This is a genomic window from Asanoa sp. NPDC049573 (assembly GCF_040676615.1).
In the GTDB taxonomy this organism is placed as follows: Bacteria; Actinomycetota; Actinomycetes; order Mycobacteriales; family Micromonosporaceae; genus Asanoa.
This window is the reverse complement of the sequence record NZ_JBFAPI010000006.1, coordinates 334558-356327: the sequence shown is the minus strand read 5'-3', so window position 1 is coordinate 356327 and position 21770 is coordinate 334558. Positions and strand designations below refer to the sequence as shown.

17 protein-coding genes are annotated in these 21770 nt (G+C 71.6%); 9 read left to right on the top strand and 8 right to left on the bottom strand.

All coding sequences use genetic code 11. The features are described 5' to 3' along the window. The first annotated feature begins 8 nt into the window (after positions 1-8). Positions 9-542: a DUF6886 family protein gene (locus tag AB0J74_RS17105; protein WP_363448747.1), complete on the top strand. Its 534-nt coding sequence runs from the start codon at positions 9-11 to the stop codon at positions 540-542. Here the strand turns inward: AB0J74_RS17105 and AB0J74_RS17100 are convergent. Both AB0J74_RS17100 and AB0J74_RS17095 read right to left on the bottom strand, forming a co-directional pair. Next, a complete protein-coding gene (locus AB0J74_RS17100) occupies positions 521-2014 on the bottom strand; it encodes an NAD(P)/FAD-dependent oxidoreductase (RefSeq protein ID WP_363448745.1) in 1494 nt (497 codons plus the stop codon). The two genes, AB0J74_RS17105 and AB0J74_RS17100, sit on opposite strands and share 22 nt — an antisense overlap. 91 nt (positions 2015-2105) lie before the next feature. Continuing rightward, positions 2106-3362: a multidrug effflux MFS transporter gene (locus tag AB0J74_RS17095; protein ID WP_363448743.1), complete on the bottom strand. Its 1257-nt coding sequence runs from the start codon at positions 3360-3362 to the stop codon at positions 2106-2108. A gap of 175 nt (positions 3363-3537) precedes the next feature. Between AB0J74_RS17095 and AB0J74_RS17090 the strand changes: the two genes are divergently transcribed. Together AB0J74_RS17090 and AB0J74_RS17085 are read left to right on the top strand one after the other, a co-directional pair. After that, complete coding sequence (locus AB0J74_RS17090; RefSeq protein WP_363448741.1) at positions 3538-5058, top strand: M28 family peptidase; 1521 nt, start codon at positions 3538-3540, stop codon at positions 5056-5058. A 92-nt stretch (positions 5059-5150) separates the two neighbouring features. Then, the gene (locus AB0J74_RS17085) at positions 5151-5429 is read left to right on the top strand and encodes a hypothetical protein (RefSeq protein WP_363448739.1); all 279 of its coding nucleotides are present in this window, start codon (positions 5151-5153) and stop codon (positions 5427-5429) included. Positions 5430-5437: 8 nt separating this feature from the next. On the opposite strand, the gene AB0J74_RS17080 is transcribed toward AB0J74_RS17085, so the two are convergent. The 4 genes from AB0J74_RS17080 to AB0J74_RS17065 all read right to left on the bottom strand — a co-directional run bounded on the left by AB0J74_RS17080 (position 5438) and on the right by AB0J74_RS17065 (position 10002). After that, positions 5438-6829 carry a GH1 family beta-glucosidase gene (locus tag AB0J74_RS17080; RefSeq protein ID WP_363448737.1) on the bottom strand — a complete coding sequence of 464 codons (1392 nt, stop codon included), beginning with the start codon at positions 6827-6829 and terminating at the stop codon, positions 5438-5440. Then, positions 6826-7611 carry a carbohydrate ABC transporter permease gene (locus AB0J74_RS17075; RefSeq protein WP_363448935.1) on the bottom strand — a complete coding sequence of 262 codons (786 nt, stop codon included), beginning with the start codon at positions 7609-7611 and terminating at the stop codon, positions 6826-6828. The genes AB0J74_RS17080 and AB0J74_RS17075 overlap by 4 nt, the downstream gene beginning before the upstream one ends. A gap of 107 nt (positions 7612-7718) precedes the next feature. Next, the gene (locus AB0J74_RS17070; RefSeq protein ID WP_363448735.1) at positions 7719-8651 is read right to left on the bottom strand and encodes a sugar ABC transporter permease; all 933 of its coding nucleotides are present in this window, start codon (positions 8649-8651) and stop codon (positions 7719-7721) included. 79 nt (positions 8652-8730) lie between these two features. Beyond that, the gene (locus tag AB0J74_RS17065) at positions 8731-10002 is read right to left on the bottom strand and encodes an extracellular solute-binding protein (protein ID WP_363448733.1); all 1272 of its coding nucleotides are present in this window, start codon (positions 10000-10002) and stop codon (positions 8731-8733) included. Positions 10003-10403: 401 nt separating this feature from the next. Here AB0J74_RS17065 and AB0J74_RS17060 point away from each other — a divergent pair, with 401 nt between their 5' ends. From AB0J74_RS17060 to AB0J74_RS17040, 5 genes are all read left to right on the top strand, one after another. Further along, complete coding sequence (locus AB0J74_RS17060; RefSeq protein ID WP_363448731.1) at positions 10404-12566, top strand: discoidin domain-containing protein; 2163 nt, start codon at positions 10404-10406, stop codon at positions 12564-12566. An 18-nt stretch (positions 12567-12584) separates the two neighbouring features. Continuing rightward, positions 12585-13850: a DUF1996 domain-containing protein gene (locus AB0J74_RS17055; RefSeq protein ID WP_363448729.1), complete on the top strand. Its 1266-nt coding sequence runs from the start codon at positions 12585-12587 to the stop codon at positions 13848-13850. Between the two features lie 125 nt (positions 13851-13975). Continuing rightward, complete coding sequence (locus AB0J74_RS17050; protein WP_363448727.1) at positions 13976-15028, top strand: LacI family DNA-binding transcriptional regulator; 1053 nt, start codon at positions 13976-13978, stop codon at positions 15026-15028. Between the two features lie 84 nt (positions 15029-15112). Then, positions 15113-16081: an ATP-binding cassette domain-containing protein gene (locus AB0J74_RS17045; protein WP_363448722.1), complete on the top strand. Its 969-nt coding sequence runs from the start codon at positions 15113-15115 to the stop codon at positions 16079-16081. Beyond that, complete coding sequence (locus tag AB0J74_RS17040) at positions 16078-16929, top strand: ABC transporter permease (RefSeq protein ID WP_363448720.1); 852 nt, start codon at positions 16078-16080, stop codon at positions 16927-16929. Before AB0J74_RS17045 ends, AB0J74_RS17040 begins: the two co-directional genes overlap by 4 nt. Here the strand turns inward: AB0J74_RS17040 and AB0J74_RS17035 are convergent. Both AB0J74_RS17035 and eda read right to left on the bottom strand, forming a co-directional pair. Then, entirely contained in the window at positions 16904-20137 is a 3234-nt protein-coding gene (locus AB0J74_RS17035) for a BTAD domain-containing putative transcriptional regulator (protein ID WP_363448718.1), read from the bottom strand. The two genes, AB0J74_RS17040 and AB0J74_RS17035, sit on opposite strands and share 26 nt — an antisense overlap. Positions 20138-20152: 15 nt before the next feature. Further along, positions 20153-20782 carry a bifunctional 4-hydroxy-2-oxoglutarate aldolase/2-dehydro-3-deoxy-phosphogluconate aldolase gene (eda, locus tag AB0J74_RS17030; protein WP_363448716.1) on the bottom strand — a complete coding sequence of 210 codons (630 nt, stop codon included), beginning with the start codon at positions 20780-20782 and terminating at the stop codon, positions 20153-20155. Between the two features lie 56 nt (positions 20783-20838). Here eda and AB0J74_RS17025 point away from each other — a divergent pair, with 56 nt between their 5' ends. After that, positions 20839-21756: a sugar kinase gene (locus AB0J74_RS17025; RefSeq protein ID WP_363448714.1), complete on the top strand. Its 918-nt coding sequence runs from the start codon at positions 20839-20841 to the stop codon at positions 21754-21756. Positions 21757-21770 lie beyond the last annotated feature (14 nt).

Genomic DNA, 21770 nt, shown 5'->3' with positions numbered 1-21770 from the left:
CTGTGCCGATGCGCCCGGCCGAGGGAGAGGTGCTGCACTTCTCCGAAGACCCGACGATCCGACGCTTCGTGCCGCACGTGGCCGCCACGTCGGCGGAGACCGAGCCCTACGTCTGGGCGGTCGGCGCCGACCGCGCACCCGACTACTGGTTCCCGCGCGACACACCGCGCGCGATGGCGTGGACGACACCCGACACCACGCCGGCCGACCGTGACCGGATCATCGGCGCCGGCTCGGGCAACCGGGTGCACGCCGTGGAATACGCGGCCCTGCCGGCCATGCGCGACGTGCGGCTCTACGCCTACCGGCTGCCGGCGGCGCCGTTCCACCCGATCGGTGCGGAGGCGCACGCGCTGGTCGCGACCGAACCGGTCGCACCGCTCGGTCCGGCCGAGCCGGTCGGCGACCTGTTCGCGTTGCACGAGGCGGCCGGCATCCAACTGCGGGTTTTGCCCAACCTCTGGCCGTTCTGGGACGAGGTGGTGGCCAGCACGGTCGGCTTCAGCGGCATCCGGTTGCGCTATGCCGCGACCCGCCGCTGACGCAACTCCTCGAGCAGGTAGAGCCAGATCTCGCTGATCGTCGGGAAGCTGGCGACCACGTGCCGCAACGCGCTGATCGGCACCTTGCCGACGACGGCGACGCTGGCGCCGTGCAGCAACTCGCTCATTCCGGAGCCGACGAACGTGGCGCCGACCAGCGTGTCGTCGGCGTTGTTGACGACCAGCTTGGCCCGCCCGACGTAGTGCTCGCGGGCCAGCCGGGCACCGTCGATGCCGGCGAAGTCGCGCTCCACCACCTCCACCGGGATGTCCCGGTCGAGCGCCTCCGCCTCGGTCAGCCCGACCGAGGCCACCTCCGGGTCGCAGAAGATCACCTGCGGCGCGCCGTCCTTGTCGGCCTGGTCGGTGTAGGGGTTGTAGGGCCGCTCGTCGAGCGGCCGGCCGGCGGCCCGGGCCGCGATCACCTCGCCGGCGATCCGCGCGTGGTACTTGCCCATGTGGGTGAGCAGCGCGCGGCCGGTGAGGTCGCCGAGCACGTAGAGCCAGTCGGTGCCGGGCACCGTCATGTGGTCGTCGACCTCGACGAAGCCGCGGTCGGTGGTCCGCACACCCACCGCCTCGAGCCCGATGTCGCGGCTGTTGGGTACCCGACCCGTGGCCACCAGCACCTCGTCGGCCACGAGCGTCTCGCCGTCGCCGACGCTCACGGTGGCCTCACCACCGTGCGTGCGCCCGATGCCCCGGTCGTCGACCCGCTCGCGGCGCACCTCGTGCACGGGCGTACCGGTCAACACGGTGATCCCGTCGGCCTCGAACGCGTCGCGCACCAGGCCACCCACGAACGGCTCCTTCGTGGCCAGCAGCCGCTCGCCGGGGAACACCAGCGTCAACTCCTCGACGCCGAGCCCGCGCAGCCAGGTCGCCGCCTCGCAGGCCACCACACCGCCGCCGATGACCACCATCCGGCGCGGCACGTCGTGCATGTTGGTGACGTCGCGCGACCGCCACGGGCGGGCGTCGGCCAGCCCGGTGATCGGCGGCATCGCGCCGTCGGTGCCGGGCGAGAGCACCACGGCCTTGTCGGCGGTGATCTCCCGGGTGCGGCCGTTGTCGCTGACCTCCACCCTGCGCGGCCCGACCAGCCGGCCGCGACCACGGATCACGTCGACGTCGTTGCTCAGCATGAGGTCGACGGACTGCTTGTCGTCGTGGTTGAAGGTGATCTCGTCGCGCCGGGCCAGCACCGCTTCGGCGTCGACCCGCCGGCCGTTGACCAGTTGCCGCATCCCCGGCAGGTCGACAGCCAGGTTGCGGGCCTGCACCGGCAACAGCATCGCCTTGCTCGGCATGCACGCCCAGAACAGGCATTCACCGCCGACCCGGTCCTGCTCGACCAACGCCACCGAGAGCCCGGCCTGGCTGCTGTAGAGCGAGATCGTCTCGCCCGGCGGTGCCCCGCCGACGACGATGACGTCCCATTGCGATCGGGCCGGGTTGATCGAGCCGCTCATCGCTGCCCCCTCGCGCGTCGGGTCCCACGATCCAGCGAAACACGGGTGCGCTCGGCTACTGGGCGGTAACGGGAGACTGCGCAGTGCGCATTCAGGCGACGGCGGCGGCCAGTTCGGGCGTCTCGACGGGCACGGCGTCGGGGTCGGCCATCCGGTGCGGGCGGGCGACCAGCAGCAGCGCCAGGGTGGCGGCGACCATGCCGCCGGCGACGACCGTCGCCATCGCCAACGCACCGTTGCCGAACACGCCGACCAGCGGTGCGGCCAGCGCGCCGGTGCCGAACTGCACGGCACCGAGCAGCGCCGCGGCGGTGCCGGCGGCCTCGCCGTGCCGCGACATCGCGACCGCGGCCGAGTTGGGCATCGCCAGGCCGCCCGCGAACAGCACCAGCCAGAGCGCGGCGAGCAGGCTGGCCAGGCCGCCGAAGCCGGTGGCGGCGAACGCGATCAGGAGAGCGCCGGCGCCGGTGCCAAGCGTCAACGCGCCGACCAGCACCCGCTGCGGGGTGAAGCGGCGCAGCAGCCGCACGTTGAGCTGGGTGGCGGTGATCAGGCCGACCGCGCCGGCGCCGAACGCGAAGCCGAACTGTCGCTCGTCGAGCCCGTACTGGTCCTGGAAGACGAACGACGAACCGGCCACATAGGAGAACAGCGCCGCCATCGCGAACCCGGCGACCAGCACCATGCCGACGAACACCCGGTCGCGCAGCAGGCCGACGTAGGTCCGCATGGTGTCGGCGACGCCGCCCTTGCGCCGCCGCTGCGGCGGCAGCGTCTCGCGCAGCGCGAACAGCGCGGTCAGCGTGAGCAGCACGCCGAACCCGGCCAGCACCACGAAGACACCGCGCCAACTGGTCGCCTCCAGCACGGCGCTGCCCAGCGTCGGCGCGAGGATCGGCGCCAGGCCCATCACCAGCATCAGCCGGGAGAACAGCCGGGCGAACGCGGTGCCGCTGAACAGGTCGCGGACCACGGCCATCGCGACCACCGAGGTCGCGGCCACGCCCAGGCCCTGCACCACCCGCAGCGCGCCGAGCAGGCCGATCGACGGCGCCACCACGCAGAGCACCGAGGCCAGCACGTGCAGCGCGAGCCCGAGCAGCAGCGGGCGGCGCCGGCCGAACGCGTCGGCCAGCGGACCGATCACCAGTTGCCCGAGCGCCAGGCCGGCGAGCGTGCCGGTCAGCGTGAGCTGCACCGCCGTCGACGTGGTGCCGAGGTCGGCGGTGATCGCCGGCAGGGCCGGCAGGTACATGTCGATGGTCAGCGGGCCGATGGCGATCAGCGAGCCGAGGACGACGACGAGGCGGACGCGTTGCCGGAGCGACAGCTCGGGAGGATCGATCACACTGCCTGCAAATCCACTCGGCCGTGCGCCATTCCCGGCATCGATTGTGTTTGCGCTCACAGGTCTCTTTCAGCTTACCTTCAAAAGAAACCCATCAATGTCTTGTACGCCTCGCGGCGCGTCGCGACCATACGGCCGGCACATGCCCGTTCACCCACAAGGGAGCGACATGCGGATGAACCGAACCATCCCGATCCTGCTGACGGCCGCCGTGACCGTCGCGCTGACCACGGCGGCGGTGGCCGGCCCGGCGGCCGCCGCCGTGCCGGGGCCCAACATCCCACTGGCCAACGTCAAGGCGACCCTGACCCAGTTGCAGAGCATCGCCACCGCGAACGGCGGCAACCGGGCACACGGCCAGCCCGGCTATCTCGCGTCGGTCAACTACGTGCGCGGCCGGCTCGACACGGCCGGCTTCACCACCGCGGTGCAGTCGTTCAGCTACGGCGGCGCGACCGGCTACAACCTGATCGCCGACTGGCCGGGCGGCGACACCACGAACACCGTCATGGTCGGCTCGCACCTCGACAGCGTGGCCGCCGGCCCAGGCATCAACGACAACGGCTCCGGCTCCGCCTCGATCCTCGAGGTCGCGCTCGAGGTCGCCCGGCAGGGCATCGCGCCGGCCCGGCACCTGCGGTTCGCCTGGTGGGGTGCCGAGGAGCGGGGCCTGATCGGCTCCGACTTCTACGTCGACAGCCTGAGCGCCACGGCCCGGGCCAACATCGAGGCCTACTACAACTTCGACATGGTCGGTTCGCCCAACCCCGGCTACTTCCTCTACGACGGCGACAACTCCGACGGCACCGGCGCCGGCCCGGGCCCCGCCGGCTCGGCCCAGCTCGAGGCCGTGCTGGCCACCTACTTCGCCGGCATCGGGGTGCCGACCGAGGGCACCGACTTCGACGGCCGCAGCGACTACGGCCCGTTCATCGCGGCCGGCATCCCGGCCGGCGGCACCTTCACCGGTGCCGAGCAGCGCAAGACGGCCGCACAGGCGGCGAAGTGGGGCGGCTCGTCCGGCGTCGCGTTCGACGCCTGCTACCACCGCTCGTGCGACACCACGTCCAACATCAACGACACCGCGCTGGACCGCAACGCCGACGCGATCGCGTACGCCGTCTGGAACGTCGCGGTCAGCCCACCCGCTCCCCCGGCGGCCGTCTACACCGACACGTTCGAGACCGCGACCGGCTGGACGACCAACCCGGCCGGCACCGACACCGCGACCCTGGGGCAATGGGTGCGCGGCGACCCGGCCGCGACCGCGTCGAACGGCGCCAAGCAGCTCGGCACCACCGTCAGCGGCACCAACGACCTGGTCACCGGGGCTTCGGCCGGCACCGCCGCGGGCGACTTCGACGTCGACGGCGGCACCACGACGATCCAGTCGCCGGCGATCACGCTGCCCGCGAGCGGCCCGCTGACCCTCTCGTTCTCCTGGTACCTGGCGCACGGCAGCAACTCGAGCAGCGCCGACTCGTTCTCCGCGGCCGTGGTGCACAGCGGCGGCACGACCACCCTGTTCACCCAGGCGGGCGCGGCCAGCAACCGCAACGGCGCCTGGGCCACCCGCACGGCGAGCCTGACGCCGTACGCCGGTCAGTCGGTCCGGATCGTGTTCCGGGCGGTCGACGCGAGCACCGCCAGCCTGGTCGAGGCCGGCGTCGACGACGTCCGGATCACCCAGGGCTGAGGGCGGAGGAAGGGCCCGTTGTTAACGCTTGCGTTGATAACGGGCCCTTCCGTCGTGCATAGCGCGCCGGGGAGCGGGGTATGCGCTCGCGCATGAGCGATGAACGGCCACTGGAAGAGTCCGAGGAGGTCGCGGACGCCGTGGAGGACGACACCGCGATCTCGGAGTTCGAGACGGGCGGGGGCCCGGACGACGACAGTCCGGTGTTCCGGGAGCCGGGCTGGGAGCCCCGCACCGGCGCCGAGCAGCCGTGGGACCCCGAGGACCTGGCCGAGGCCGAGGGCAAGGACCCGACGCCGCACAACATCGCGCGGGCCAAGGCCGAACTCGACGAAGACGGCCCGGCCGCGATCGACCGGACCGTCCCCTAGACGCCCGGCTACGGTGTGAGGCCGTTGCGGCGGATCACCTCGCGGAACCACAGCGCGCTGTCCTTGGGCAGCCGGGCCTGCGTCGCGTAGTCGACGTAGATCAGGCCGAACCGCTTGTCGTACCCGTACGCCCACTCGAAGTTGTCGAGCAGTGACCACGCGATGTAGCCGCGCATGTCGGCGCCCCGGCGGATCGCGTCGTGCACCGCCCGCACGTGGCCATCGAGGTAACCGATCCGCGCCGGGTCGGCGACCCGGCCGTCGACCACCGTGTCGACGTAGGACGCGCCGTTCTCGGTGACGATCAGCGGCGTGCCCGGGTAGTCGACGGAGAGCCGGACCAGCAGGTCGCCCAGCCCGGTCGGGTCGACCGGCCAGTCCATCGCGGTGACCGGTGTGTCCTGCGCCGGGTAGATGATGCCCTCGCTGCCCGGATAGTTCGGGTTGGCGGCCGCGCCGACCTGGGCCGCGACCACCGCCGGCTGGTAGTAGTTGACGCCCAGCAGGTCGATCGGCGCCGCGATGGTGGCCAGGTCGCCGTCTTCGATCACCCCGCCGGCACCGAACCGGTCGAACAGCGCCCGCATGTCGTCGGGATAGCCGCCCTTGAGCGCCGGGTCCAGGAAGATCCGGTTCTGCAGGCCGTCGATCAGGTCCGCGGCCGCCCGGTCGTGCGGGTCGGCCGGGTCCCGCGGTGTCACCCGGGTCAGGTTGAGGGTCAGCGACACCTCCCGCGCGCCACCGGCCCGCAGCGCCTCGACGCCCGCGCCGTGTGCCAGCAACAGGTGGTGCGCCGCCTCGAAGGCGGCCCGCGGGTCCTGCCGCCCGGGCGCGTGTGCCCCGCTGGCATAGCCGAGGAAGGCCGAGCACCACGGCTCGTTGAGCGTGCCCCAGGTCCGCACCCGGTCGCCGAGCCGGGCCACCGTCGCGGCGGCCAGCTCGGCGAACGCGTGCGCGGTCTCCCGGCTGGTCCAACCGCCCCGGTCCTCCAGCACCTGCGGCAGGTCCCAGTGGTAGAGGGTGGCCATCGGCTCGATGCCCCGCTCCAGCAGCGCGTCGACCAACCGGTCGTAGAAGTCGAGGCCGCGCGGGTTGACCGGGCCGGTGCCGTCGGGCTTGATCCGCGGCCAGGCGACCGAGAACCGGTAGGTGCGCAGGCCCAGGTCGTCCATCAGCGCGACGTCGTCGGCGAACCGGTGGTAGTGGTCGCAGGCCACGTCGCCGGTGTGGCCGCCGAAGACCATTCCGGGCGTACGCGCGAAGGTGTCCCAGATGGACGGTGACCGCCCGTCGGCCTGCGCGGCGCCCTCGATCTGGTAGGACGCGGTGGACGCGCCCCACCGGAACCCCTCCGGGAACCGCAGCAGATGGGCGTCGGTGGCTTCCTCGACGATGGTCATCCCTTGACGGCTCCTTGCATGATTCCTCCGATGATCTGTTTGCCCAGCACGACGAAGACGACGAGCAGCGGCAGGATCGCGATCAGCGCGCCGGTCAGCGCCAGCGAGTAGTCGGTGATCCGGCCGGCAGACAGCGTGGAGAGCACGACCTGGACGGTCGGATCCTCGGGCGTCAGCACGACCAGCGGCCAGAAGAAGTCGTTCCACGCGGTGAGGAACGTCAGCATGCCCAGCACCGCGGCTGCCGGCCGCGCGGCCGGCAGCACCACGTGCCAGAAGAGCCGGATGGTCGAGCAACCGTCGACCCGGCCGGCCTCCAGCAACTCGGTGGGCACCGCCTCGGACAGGTATTGCGTCATGAAGAAGACGCCGAAGCCGTTGACCATCGCCGGGACGATGACCGCGTAGATGGTGCCGGTCCACTGGATCTTCGCCATCAGCATGTAGAGCGGGATGATGCCGAGCGTCGTCGGCACCATCATCGTCCCGATGATGCTGAGCAGCAGGATGTTGCGGCCGCGGAAGCGCAGCTTCGCGAAGGCGAAGCCGGCCAGCGTGGAGAAGAGCACCACGCTGAGCGTGATGGCACCGGCGACCAGGAACGAGTTGATCAGGGCCTTCTCGAACGGGACCATCGTGAACGCCCGCTTGAGGTTGAACCACAGGTTGCCGCCGAGCAGCACCGGCGGCGGCATCTTGCCGAGGGCACTGTTGTCCTGGGAGGCGACGACCACCGACCAGTAGAGCGGGAAGAACGAGAAGAACGCGATCGCCGTCAGCATCAGGTAGGTCAGCTTGCCGGGCCGGCGGCGGAACGCGCGGCGGATCCGGCGGCGGGCCGTCGGCGGCTGGCCGAGGTGCCGGGGCGGCGGGGCGAGGGTAGTGGCCATCAGCTCCTCCGAAGCCGGCTGGTGATGCCGAAGTTGATCGCGGCGACGATCACGATGATCAGGAACATCACCCACGAGCTCGCCGACGCGTAACCGAAGTCGAAGCGGCCGAACGCGACCTCGTAGAGGTAGAGCGCGAGGGTCTGGAACTGCCGGTCCGAGCCGCCGGTCAGGCCGTTGCCGCCGAACAGCAACGGCTCGGCGAGCACCTGCATGCCGCCGATCGTGGAGATGATGACCGTGAAGATGATGGTCGGCCGGATCGCCGGCACGGTGATCTTCCGGAGCTGCTGGAAGCTCGTCGCGCCGTCGAGCGAGGCCGAGTCATACAGCTCCTTGGGCACCGCCTGCATCGCGGCCAGGTAGATCAGCGCGTTGTAGCCGGTCCACCGCCAGATGATCATCGACGACACCGCGACGTGTGAGCTCCAGGTGTTGGCGGTCCAGTCGATGTGGTCGATGCCGAAGAGGCCGAGCACCCAGTTGATCAGCCCGTAGTCGCGGCCGAAGAGCTGGCTGAAGATGATGGCGACGGCGGCGACGCTGGTGATGTTGGGTACCAGCGCGGTCATCCGCCAGAACGTCTGGCCGCGCAGTCGCTGGTTGAGCACGTGCGCGAGAACCAGCGCCAGCAACAGTTGCGGCACGGTGGAGAGGACCCAGATCGACACGGTGTTCCACAGCGCGTTCCAGAACGCCGGGTCGTCGAAGAGCTTGGTGTAGTTGCCGAAGCCGATCCACGTGTGCTCCTCGGACAGCAGGCTCCAGTCGTGCAGGGAGACCCAGGCCGTGAAGATCAGCGGAAATACGCCGAACCCCAGGAACAGGATGAAGAACGGCGCGATGTACAGGTAGGGCGAGCCCTTGACGTCGAGGCGGTGCAGCAGGCCGCGGCGCGGCCCCACCCGCTCCTCCGTCGCCAACTGGGTCATCCCCGTCACCTCCGGTTACTCGGTGCGCGCCGTGGTCCCGGGCGCGGATGCGCACCGGGACCAGGCGGGCGGGGATCTCTTAGAGAAGCGCCTTCACGTCGGTCAGAACCTGCTGCCAGGACTGGTCGGGCGTCTGCTTGCCCTGCTCGATCCGGGTCAGGCCGTTGATGATCTGGGTGTTGATGTCACCGGCCTTCGGGCCGAGGTACTGCGGCTTCATCGTCGTCACCGACTTGGAGAAGATCTCGCCGACCGGTGCGTTGTTGAAGTACGGGTTCTTGAAGTCCTTGATGGCCGGGTCGTTGTAGAGCGTCAGGGTCGACGGGAAGTTGCCGTACTTCTGGAAGACCTTGACCTCCTGCTCCGGCGCGGTCAGCCACTTGGCCAGCTCGTACGCCTGCTTGGCGTGCTTGCCCTGCTTGGGCACGGTCAGCCAGGAGCCGCCCCAGTTGCCGCCGCCACCGGGCACGTCAGCGATGTCCCACTTGCCGGTGGCGTCCTTGGCCTGGGTCTGGATGTAGGCCATCATCCACGAAGGACAGGCCAGCGTGGCGAACGTGCCCTTGGCGAAACCGGCGTTCCAGGCCGGCGTCCAGGCCTCGGCGCGGGCCGACAGCCCCGAGGTCACGGCCTCCGCCGACAGGTCGAACGCCTTCTTCACGTCGGGGTTGCTGTCGACCACGACGTTGTCGCCGTCGTAGAGACCAACCGGGGCCTGGCCGAGGATCGACCGGTACATGACGGTCGGGCCGTCGAAGAAGTGCGCGCCCGGCACCTTGGCCGCCTCGAACTTCTTGCCCGTCTCGATGTATTGCTCCCAGGTCGGCCAGAGCTTGGAGACCTCGGCGCGGTCGGTCGGCAGGCCGGCCTTCTGGAACAGGTCGGTCCGGTAGCACATCGCCATGCCGCCGGCGTCGGTGCCGAGACCGATCACCTTGCCGTCCTTCGAGGTGCCGACCTTCCACTTCCACTCGGGCCACTGCGCCTTGATGTCGTTGGCGCCGAACTCGGTCAGGTCGTAGAACTTCGACGGCTGCGCGGTGAACTGGCCGATCCAGCCCTCTTCCAGCGCCTCGATGTCGGCGGCGCCGGTGTTGGTCGCCAGGTGGGCGGCGAGGTTCTTGTGGTGGTCCTCGGTCTTGGTGATCCGCTCGGTGATCTTCACGTTGGGGTGCAGCTGCATGTACTCGGCGTAGAGCTCTTTGTATCCGAACTCACCGAACGTGGCGACCGTAAGCGTGACCGGACCGTCGTCGGCGGCTTGGTTGTCGCCATCGTCGCTCCCGCATGCCGCCGTCGCGAGCAGTGCGGCGGCGACGATCGGGACGACCGCGGTGAACCTGCGGCGCATGGACTCCTCCAGGCGATCGGTTATCTGGGCAGGGTCTGGAGAGCGCTCTCCACGGCAGGTTCTGGGATGTGCCTGTGGTGGTGGGGGTGCGAGGTGCCGGATGGGAGAGAGCGCTCTCACTTGGTTCCCGACCATCGAGGAACGTGAGCGCCATGTCAAGGATCCGTTGCGGTTTCGTTACATGCCGCGAGACCCGGCTCAGAGAGCGCTTCCCCCACCTTGCGCCCGTCGGCGTGGCGCGTCAAGCGATCGACACCCGCGAATCGACCCAGTCGGCGGCCGGGTTTCCCCACCTTGAGCCATCGACGGCCATCAGCCATTGACAGCGGTTGGGTGACCCGTCAGAGTGGCGCGGAAGAGAGCGCTCTCTTTACGTCCCGTCCCACGTAAAGGAGACCCACATGAGTCGGGTCATGCCCGGCCGACGATGGCGCCTGGCCGCCGCAGGCGGCGCCGTGCTCGCACTTCTCGCCAGTTTCCTGGTGGCCACCACGGTGACCGCCGCGGCGGCGGATCCGCTGATCTCGCAAGGCCACCCCGCCACCGCCTCGTCAACCGAAAACGCCGGCACGCCGGCCTCCGCCGCCGTCGACGGCAACACCGCGACCCGCTGGTCCAGCGCATTCAGCGTGCCGCAGTGGGTGCAGGTCGACCTCGGCGCCACAGCCACGGTCAGCCGGGTCGTGCTCAACTGGGAGGCCGCGTACGCGACCGCCTTCACCGTCCAGACCTCGGCCAACGGCACCACCTGGACGACCATCCAGACGACCACCAACGGCACCGGCGGGATCCAGGACCTGACGGTCAGCGGCAGTGGCCGCTACGTGCGGGTCAACGCCACCGCCAAGGCCACCGGGTACGGGGTCTCGCTCTGGGAGTTCCAGGTCTACGGGAGCATCGCCGGCTCCGGGGGCTGTGGCACCGCGAACGCCGCGTTGGGCCGTCCCGCCACCGCGTCGTCGACCCAGAGTGCCGCGTTCCCGGCCGGCTCGGCCGTCGACGGCAACGCCGGCACCCGCTGGTCGAGTGCCGCCGCCGACCCGCAGTGGCTCCAGGTCGACCTGGGCAGCACCCAGTCGATCTGCGGCGTCACGCTGCAGTGGGAGGCCGCCTACGGGCGGGCGTTCCAGGTGCAGACCTCGACCGACGCCGCGACCTGGGTGTCGGTCTACTCGACCACGACCGGGACCGGCGGCACCCAGGTGCTGACCGTCAACGGCTCCGGCCGCTACGTGCGGGTCTACGGCACCGCGCGGGGCACCGCTTTCGGATACTCGCTCTGGGAGTTCCAGGTCCGTACCGGTAGTGGACCGACGAACCCGCCCACCGACCCGCCACCCACCACGCCGCCGCCCACCGACCCACCGCCCGGTGGCGAGGTCCGGCTGCTCTCCTACAACAAGCCGGCGGTCGCCAGCACCAGCCAGAGCGACGCCAACTGCTTCGAGTGCACCCCGGCCCGGGCGTTCGACAACGACCCGGCCAGCCGCTGGGCCACCAGCAGCACGACCGGCTGGGTCGACCCGGGCTGGATCTACGTCGACCTCGGTGCCACCGCCGGCATCACCCAGGTGGTGCTGCAGTGGGACCCGGCGTTCGCGCGGGCCTACCAGATCCAGGTCTCGTCCAACGCGACCACCTGGACGACCATCTACTCCACCACGACGGGCGCCGGCTTCAAGGAGACCCTCAACGTCACCGGCACCGGCCGCTACGTCCGGATGTACGGCACCGCGCGGTCCAGCGCCTACGGCTACTCGCTGTGGGAGTTCAAGGTGTTCGGCACCGGCGGCAACCCGACCACGCCACCGGCGATGCCACCGGACCCGGTGTTCCCCGCCAACCGTCTGGTGTGGAGTGACGAGTTCAACGGCGCGGCCGGTAGCAAGCCGGATCCGGCGAAGTGGACGATCGACACCGGCACCGGGCAGAACAACGAACTGCAGTACTACACGAACAACAACAACGCCAACATGGATGGCGCCGGTTCCCTGGTCATCGAGGCGCGCCGGGAGGCAGCCGGCGGCCGTCAGTACACCTCGCACCGGATGAACACCGGCACCAAGATGACCGTCCAGTACGGGCGGATCGAGGCCCGGATCAAGGTGCCCAAGGGCAACGGCTTCTGGCCGGCGTTCTGGATGATGGGCGCCGACTTCCTCACCGGCCGGCCGTGGCCCTACAACGGCGAGATCGACATCATGGAGGTGCTCGGCCGCAACACGACCGAGGGCTACTCCACGCTGCACGCCCCCGCCTACAACGGCGGTGGCGGATACGGGCAGAAATACACCGCGCCCGGCGGCGTCGACCTGGCCAACGACTTCCACGTGTGGGCGGTCGAGTGGGACAGCAAGGCCATGACGTTCAAGCTCGACGGCAACACCGTGTTCGTGGCCAGCAAGGCGACCGTCGAGGCCACCCGCGGCCCATGGGTCTACGACCACCCGTTCTACGTGATCCTCAACCTCGCGGTCGGCGGAGACTTCCCCGGCCCCGTCGACGGCACCACCCCGTTCCCGTCCCGGATGCTCGTCGACTACGTCCGGGTCTACCAGAACTAGGCACAGGGAGGAGTTCCGATGCGACGAAAAGCAAGCTTCGCCGCCGTGCTGGTTCTGCTGCTCGGTGGTTACCTGGTGGCCGCCGCCGGTGATGCCGTCGCGGCCGACCCGCTCATCTCGCAGGGCCGGGCGGCCAGCGCGTCGTCGACCGAGAACGGCGGGACCCCCGCCGGCAACGCCGTCGACGGCAACAACGGCACCCGGTGGGCCAGCGCGTTCAGCGACCCGCAGTGGCTGCGGGTCGACCTCGGCGCCAGTGCCACCGTCAGCCGGGTGGTGCTGCGCTGGGAGGCCGCCTACGCCAGCGCGTACACCATCCAGACGTCGGCGGACGGCAGCAGTTGGACCACCATCTACAGCACCACCACCGCGACCGGCGGCAACCAGGACCTCACGGTCTCCGGTAGCGGCCGCTACGTGCGGGTCAACACCACCCGGCGGGCCACCCAGTGGGGTGTCTCGCTCTGGGAGTTCCAGGTCTACGGCGTCGGCGGCGCGGCGCCCCCGCCACCGCCGACCGGCCCCATCGTGCGGGTGTCCGAGTTCCTCGCGGACTGCCCGTTCTCACACCGGCTCCCGGACGACCCGATCGTCTTCCCGAGCCTGCCCGGCGCGTCGCACATGCACAGCTTCTTCGGCGCGCGCGGCACCAACGCCTACACCAACATCTCCGACCTGGTGGCCGGCACCAGCAACTGCAACCCGGCCATCGACCTGTCCTCCTACTGGGTGCCCACCCTCTACTACGACGACCAGCCGGTCGAGCCGACCACCGGGGTGTTCTACTACCTCGGTGAGGGCGTACGCGCCGACGTGACCGCCCGGATCCAGCCGCTCCCGCTGGGGCTGCGGATCGTGGCCGGCAACGCCAAGGCGACCGCGCCCGACGCGACGACCATCTCGCGCTGGTCCTGCCTGCACCACAACGAGGCCGGCGCCGGCAAGGACTTCATCACCTGTCCCGCGGGCAGCATGCTGGAGTCCTACCTGGACTTCCCGCAGTGCTGGAACGGCCGCGACCTGGACTCGGCCGACCACAAGAGCCACATGGCCTACCCGGTCAACGGCGACTGCCCGGCCACCCACCCGGTGCCGGTGCCCAAGCTGCGCCAGGTGCTGCGCTACCCCGTCAACGGTGACCCGGCCCGGATCCGGCTCTCCTCCGGCCGCGGCTTCACCATGCACGGCGACTTCTTCAACGCCTGGCCCGAGGCGGAGATGGAGCGCCGGGTGCGCGACTGCATCCGACCCGTCATCAAGTGCGGCGTCAACGGCACACCGTGACCCGTACCCATCAACCGCGCTATCCCCGCCGGCCCGGAAACGGGCCGGCGGGGTCCAACGGGTCGCGCAAGCCCGGAAGTTCTACCGGAAGTTCCGGTGATGGTTCCGGTGCTATAACTGGTCCCGTGACCACCCGGCCCGCGGATCCGCCCCGACCGCCAACCCTGGACGAGGTCGCCGTCGCCGCGGGTGTCTCGCGGGCGACCGTCTCGCGCGTGATCAACGACGTGCCGACCGTCGACCCGCGGATGCGGGCGGCCGTCGAGCGCGCCATCGAGCAGACCGGCTACGTGCCCAACCTCGCGGCCCGGTCGCTGGTCACCCGCCGGACCGACTCGGTCGCTCTGGTCATCAGCGAGCCGCCGGACCACCGCGAATACGCCGCGACGTTCCTCAACCGGGTGTTCACCGACCCCTACTTCGGCCGGCTCACCGCCGGCGCGCAGCAGGTGCTCCGCCCGGAGGGCATCCACCTGGTGATCATCCCGGCCGACCCGCCGGCACACGACCAGGTGCTGCGCTACCTGCGGCAGGGGCACGTCGACGGGGTCCTGCTGATCTCCAGCCACGCCGCCGACCCGTTCCCCGGCCAACTCGCCGACATGGGCGTGGCCACCGTGCTCTCCGCCCGGCCGGGCCGGCCGGTGCGGCTCAGCTACGTCGACGTCGACCAGCCGGCCGGCGTCCGCCTCGCGGCCGACCACCTGGTGGCCCGCGGCCGGCGGCGGCTCGCCACGATCGCCGGGCCGCAGGACATGCCGGCCGGGCAGGACCGGCTCTCCGCCTTCCGCGACGCGCTGGCCCGGCACGGGCTGCCCAGCCCGCCGGTCGCCGAGGGCGACTTCACCCGGGCCAGCGGCGAGGCCGCCGCCCGCGCGCTGATCGAGACCCACCCGGATCTCGACGGCCTGTTCGTCGCCAACGACCTGATGGCCGAGGGCGCCGTGCGGGTGTTGCAGGAGGCGGGCCGGCGGGTGCCCGACGACATCTCGGTGGTCGGCTTCGACGACAGCAGCGCCGCGCTCGAGGCGCATCCCCAGCTCACGACCATCCACCAGCCGGTCGAGGAGATGGCCGGCGAGATGGCCCGGCTGCTGCTGGCCGGGCTGCGCGAGCCGGGTCGCTCCCCGCGCACTGTCATCTTCAGCCCCACGCTGGTGGTCCGCGACTCCTCCTGACAGGCCCGTGCCAGCGCCGTGTGCGGGCGCTGCCAGTGGGTCCGGCCATCTTGGTCTCGTGAAAGACGACCAAGGGGGAACGCGATGAGCGTGGCATTCCAGGCCGAGGGCCTGGTCAAGCGCTTCGGCAAGACCACTGCCCTGGCCGGCATCGACCTGGCCGCCGAACAGGGCACCGTCCTGGGTGTGCTCGGGCCCAACGGCGCCGGCAAGACCACGGCGGTGCGGATCCTGGCGACGCTGCTCCGGCCCGACGAGGGGCGGGCGACGGTGGGCGGGTTCGACGTGGTGAAGGACGCCGCGGCGGTGCGCCGGCTGATCGGCCTGACCGGGCAGTACGCGTCGGTCGACGAGGACCTGACCGGCACCCAGAACCTGACGCTGATCGGCGAACTGCTCGACCTGCGCCGCCGCGACGCCCGCTCGCGGGCGGCCGAGTTGCTGGAGTGGTTCGACCTGACCGAGGCGGCCAACCGGCCGGCGAAGACCTACTCCGGTGGCATGCGCCGCCGGCTCGACCTGGCCGCGAGCCTGGTCGGCCGGCCGGCCGTGATCTACCTCGACGAGCCGACCACCGGCCTCGACCCGGCCAAGCGCGAAGACATGTGGGGCGTCGTCCGGTCGCTGGTCAACGACGGCTCCACAGTGCTGCTCACCACGCAGTACCTCGACGAGGCCGACGCGCTCGCCGACGACATCTCGGTGATCGACCACGGCAAGGTCATCGCGCACGGCACGCCGGCGCAGCTCAAGCAGATCGCCGGCGGCCAGACGATCCTGGTCCGCCCGATCGACCCGGCCCGGCTCGGCGAGGTCGCGACCATCCTGGCCGCGATCTCGGACCGCGACCCCGAGTCACCCGGCCGCGGTGTGCTGACCGTGCCGGTCGACGACGACCAGGCGTTCGCGACGGTCGTCCGGCGGATCGACGAGGCCGGCATCGGCGTGATGGAACTGTCGCTGCGGTTGCCCAGCCTCGACGAGGTGTTCTTCACGCTGACCGGCAAGAAGGCGACCGCCGACGACGACGAGAAGGTGGAGGTGGCGGCATGACCACGACGATCGAGCGCGACCACGGGGCGGGCCCGAACACGCGGACGCCGGCCGGCTCCACCCTGACCAAGGGCCAGCCGCCGGCGCGGCCCTTCCGGCTGGTCCGGCACAGCCTGGCGCTGGCCCGGCGCAGCCTGATCAAGACGCTGCGCACGCCGGAACAGCTCCTCGACGTCACCCTCCAGCCGGTGATGTTCGTGGTGATCTTCGTTTACCTGCTGGGCGGCGCGATCCAGGGCTCGCAGGTCGGCTACCTGACCTTCCTGCTTCCCGCGATCATGGTGCAGTCGGTCATGTTCGCCTCGGTGGCGACCGGGTTCTCGCTCAACACCGACGTGAAGAAGGGCGTCTTCGACCGCTTCCGCAGCCTGCCGATCGCCCGGTCCGCGCCGCTGATCGGCTCGGTGGTCGGTGACCTGGTGCGCTTCGTGGTCTCGATCGTGGTGCTGCTCGGCTTCGGCTACGCGACCGGCTACCGGATCGGCACCGACCCGCTGCACGCCCTGGCCGCGTGCCTGCTGGTGATCTTCTTCGCCGCGTCGATCACCTGGATCTTCGTGCTGCTCGGCGTCATCATGCGGGAGCCGGGCGCGGTGCAGGGCACGGCGTTCCTGCTGCTCTTCCCGCTCACTTTCGGCACCAACATGATGGTGCCGACCGACACGCTCCCCGGCTGGTTGCAGGCCTGGGTGCGGATCAACCCCGTGGCCTCGGTGATGGACGCGGCGCGGGCGTTGATGAACGGCGGCCCGGTCGGCGACACGGTCACCAAGTCGCTGCTCTGGTCGGTGGGCATCATCGTGGTCTTCGCGCCGCTTGCGGTCAGGTTCTATCGCCGCCGGGTGTGAAGTCGGGATAGTGGGCCGGGTCGACGAGCGCGAGCGCGTCGGCCCGGCTCAGCGCGCGGCCACGGCCGTAGGCCGCGTCGTAGGCCGCGTCGCCCAGTCGGGCCCGGAGCTTCTCGCTCAGCGACACGGCATCGCCGTTGGACAGGTCGGGACTGCCGCGCAGCGAGTCGGAGGCGCCGAGCGCCTCGGCCGCCCGCTCCGGCTCGTCGAGCGCGGCCCACAGCGACACGGTGGCCACCGCGATCAGCGCGATGACCGGCATGTCCTTGCCGAGCATGGCGCCCTTGACGCCCTCGGCGACCAGCCGCCGCGCGTCGTCCATCCGCCCCTCGGCGATCGCGACGTGTGCCTCGAACCCGCACAGCATGCCGCGGAACTGCGGCGCGATCAGCGGCGACAGCTTCTGCATCTCGTCGGCCTGCCGGTAGCGCTCGCGGGCGCTGGCCAGCTTGCCCTCCCGGCGGTCGTATTCGCCGAGCATCATCACCACGAACGCGGCCGTGCGGTTGGCCATCCCCTCCCGGGTCGACTCGGCCAGGAAGCGCTCGAGGTCGGCCCGCGCCCAGGCGAGGTCGCCGGCCTGGGCCCGCAGGTTGGCCGTCCAGACCCGCTGGTAGCCGAGGTCTTCGCGGGCGTTGAGCTCGGCGGCCAGCCGCGATGCCTCCTCCAGTGCCGCGGTCGCGCCGGCCAGGTCGCCGCGCTTGGCCAACGCGTCGGACAGTGAGCCCAGTGTCATGCCGAGGCTCCACCGCTCGCCGAGCTCACGCTGGATCTCGGCCGCCGCGGTCAGGTCGGCGAGCATCCCGTCGGCGTCGCCGTCGTTCTCCTTGATGCTGCCGCTGAGCGAGAGCAGCATGCCGCGGGTGAACGGGTCGGCGTCCGGCAGCCCGCGCGCGATCGCCGCCAGCCCGTTTTCGGTGTCGTCGGTGAACAGCGTCATGATCGGCTCGATCACCGGCAGGAACGGGTGCGCCTTCGCCGGCGCCGCCCGGACCAGGCCTTTCAGCTCCTCGACGGCCGCGTCACCGGGCCAACTGCCGGTGAAGACCGAGTTGAGCAGGAACAGGGCGGTGACCACGGCGCGGTGCGCGGCCGGCGCCGGACCATGCGCGGCCAGCGCCCGGCCCAGCAGCGCGACCGCCTGCTCGTGATCGCCACGGATGGTGAACGGCATGGTCAACGCCGCCGCCAGCCGGATCGCGGTCGCCGCGTCGTCGGTCTCGGCCGCATAGTGCAGTGCGCCGATCATGTTGGCCCGATCGGCGTCGAACGCGTCGAGCCACCGCAGCTGGTCGCGGGTGCGCAGGCGGGGCTCCATCAACTCGGCCCGGGCCAGGAAGTAGGCGGCGTGCGCGGACCGCAGCCGGGGCGCCTCGCCGGCGGCGACCAACTGCTCCAGCCCGTATTCGCGGATGGTCTCCAGCATCCGGTAGCGCCCGTCGCCGGCCACCTGCAGCAACGACTTGTCGACCAGCGCGGCGAGCAGGTCGGCGACCGCGTCGACGGTGGCATCGGGCGCGGCCACCCCGGCGGCGCTCTCCGCGGTGATCGTCGACGGGAACACCGCGAGCCGCTCGACCAGCCGCCGCTCCTCGACGGTCAGCAGCTCCCAGCTCCACGCGACCACCGCCCGCAGCGTGCGGTGCCGCTCCAGCGCGGTGCGGCTGCCGCCGGTCAGCAGCCGGAACCGGTCGTCGAGCCGGGCCGCGACCTGCGCCGTCGACAGGCTGCGCAGCCTGGCCGCGGCCAGCTCGATGGCCAGCGGCAGCCCGTCGAGGCGGCGGCAGATCTCCACCACGTCGTCGACGTTGTCGGCGGTGACGTCGAACCCCGGCCGGACCGCCTCGGCCCGGTCGTGGAACAGCTGGATCGACGGATAGCCGCGGACGGCGTCGAGGTCGACCTCGGCCCCGGCCGGCGGCGCGTCGGGGAGGCCGAGCGGCGGCAGCGGGCAGAGTGCCTCGCCGGTGATGCCGAGCGGCTCGCGCGAGGTGGCCAGGATGCGCAGCCGCGGGCAGCGGGCGAGCAGCTCGTCGGCGAGCCGGGCGGCGGCATCGACCACGTGCTCGCAGTTGTCGAGCACGACCAGCGCGTCGATCGGCGCGAGCGCCTCGACCAGCCGGGTCAGCGCGTCGCGGTTGGCCTGCCGGCGACCGGGTTCGCTGAACGCGGCCGCCCGCCCGTCGATCGCGACCAGCGCCGCCTGCACCACGTCGGCCGGGTCCGTGACGGGGGCCAGCTCGACCATCCAGGCCGCGTCGAGGCCGGCTTCGGCGCGCGCGGCGGCGGCGACCGTGGCCAGCCGGGTCTTGCCGGCACCACCCGGCCCGACGAGCGTGACCAGCCGCCCGTCGCCGAGCAACCGGTCGACCCGGCCGAGCTCGGCACCGCGACCGACGAAGCTGGTCAGCGCGGCCCGCAGGTTGCCCCGCGTGGCACGCGCCCGGGCCGCCGGTGGCTCGTCGGCGCCGCGGAGCACGGCCAGGTGCGCCTCGCGCAACTCGGCCGACGGGTCGGCGCCGAGCTCGTCGGCGAGCCGCTGGCGAAAGTCGGCGTAGGCCGCGAGCGCCTCGGCCGGCCGCCCGGCGGCTGCGAGCGCCCGCAGCCGCAACGCCCAAACCCGCTCGCGCAGCGGATGCGCGGCGGCCAACTCGTCGAGCTCGGCGACCAGGTGGGCCGGCCCGGCGAGCTGAAGCTCGGCCTCGATCCGGTCCTCGCGCGCCGCCAGCCGCAGCTCGTCGAAACGGGCCACCGGCGCCACGGCGAACGGCGCGTCGGCGACATCGGCCAGCGCCGGCCCCCGCCACAGGGCGAGCGCGTCGCGCAACAGCCGGACCGCCTTGTCGGGGTCGCCGCCGCGCAGCGCGTCGCGCCCGTCGCGGGCCAGTGCGGTGAACCGCTCGGCGTCGACCGCGTCGCCCGGCAGGTCGAGCCGGTAGCCGCCCGGCCCCAGCAACACCGGGATCCCCGGCACCGTCCGGCGCAGCCTGGACACCAGGGACTGCAGCGCGTTGGCGAGGTCGGCCGGCTGGGCGTCACCCCAGAGGGCGTCGGCCAGCGTCTCGGTGCCGACCGGCCGCCCGGCGTCGAGGGCGAGCCGGGTCAGCAGCGCCCGCAGCCGCGCGCCGCCCACCTCGACGGGCCCGCCGTCGGAAATGACCTCCAGCGGGCCGAGAATTCCCACCTGCACGCTTCTACTCTCCACCATGCGTGCGACAGTCTGTTATCCGCGCAGCCGCGTCGCTTCCCGGGCGAGCCGCTCGATGCGGTCCCAGTCATGACCGCGCACCGCGTCCGCCGGGGTCAGCCAGGACCCGCCCACACAGCCGACGTTGGGCAGGGCCAGCCAGTCGGCGGCGGTGCCGGCGGAGATCCCACCGGTCGGGCAGAACGCCAGGCCGGGCAGCGGCCCGGCCACCGACGAGAGATAGGAACGCCCGCCGCTCGCCTCGGCCGGGAAGAACTTGAGCGTGTCGAGCCCGCGCTCCGCCAGGGCCAGCATCTCGCTCACCGTGCCGGCCCCGGGCAGGAACGGCAGCCCCGAGGCCAGCGCCGCATCGACCAGCGTGCCGGTCGCACCCGGACTGACCAGAAAGGTCGCTCCCGCCTCCCGGGCGGCCCCGACCTGTTCGGGGGTGACGACCGTGCCGGCGCCGACCCGCATCTCCGGCACCGCCTTGGCCACCGCGACCAGGGCCGGGAGGGCGTCCGGGGTGCGCAGGGTGATCTCCATGATGCCGACCCCGCCGCGCAACAGCGCCTCCGCCAGCGGCACGGCGTCGGCCGCGTCGTCCACCACCACGACCGGCACGACCGGGCTGACCGCGAGCAGGTCCCGGGCGATCGACATCATAGCTGCTCCTCGGGCGTTGAAGGGTGCAAGGTTCCCCTCGCATACTGTCACTCGCCATGGACATCATCGCGATCGGTGAACCGCTGCTGGAGTTCAGCACCGTCGGCCACGAGACGCTCGACAGCGCCGGCCAGTTCTCCACCGGCTTCGGCGGCGACACCTCCAACTTCCTCGTGGCGGCCGCCCGCTCGGGCGCCCGCACCGGCTACCTGACCCGGATCGGCGCCGACCCCTTCGGCGAGGCGTTTCTTGGCCTGTGGCAGGCGGAAGGCATCGACACCCGGCACGTGGTCCGGGCCGAGGGCGAGCGCACCGGCGTCTATTTCATCTCCCGCCACCCCGCGAGCAGTGTCTTCACCTACTACCGCGCCGACTCGGCCGCGAGCCGCCTGGCACCGTCCGACGTCCCGGCAGCGGCGATCGCGGCCGCCAAGGCCCTGCATGTGTCCGGCATCACCCAGGCGATCAGCCTGTCCGCCTGCGACGCCGCCTTCCACGCGATGACGCTCGCCCGCGCCGCCGGCACGCTGGTCAGCTACGACCCGAACTACCGCCCGCAGCTCTGGCCCCTGGAACGGGCCCGCGCCGTGGTCGCCCGCAGCGTTGAGTTGGCCGACGTGGCGTTCCCCAACGTCGAGGAAGGCCGCCTGCTGACGGGCGCCCAGGACCCGCGCGACGTGGTCGACTGGTACGCCGCCCGCGGCCCCCGCACCGTCGTCCTCAAGATGGGCGCCGACGGCGCGCTGCTCTGGCACGAGGGCACCCTGACCGAGGTCAAGCCGCACCCGGTGGTCCCGGTCGACAGCACCGGCGCCGGCGACGCGTTCGACGGCGCGTTCATGGCCAACCTGGTCTCCGGCGCCACCCCGCAGGAGGCCGCACACTACGCGGCCGTCGCCGGCGCCCTGACCACCCAGGGCCACGGCGCGGTAGGCCCGGTACCCACCCGGGCCGCCATCCTCGCCGCCGGCTGATGTCACACCCCGCC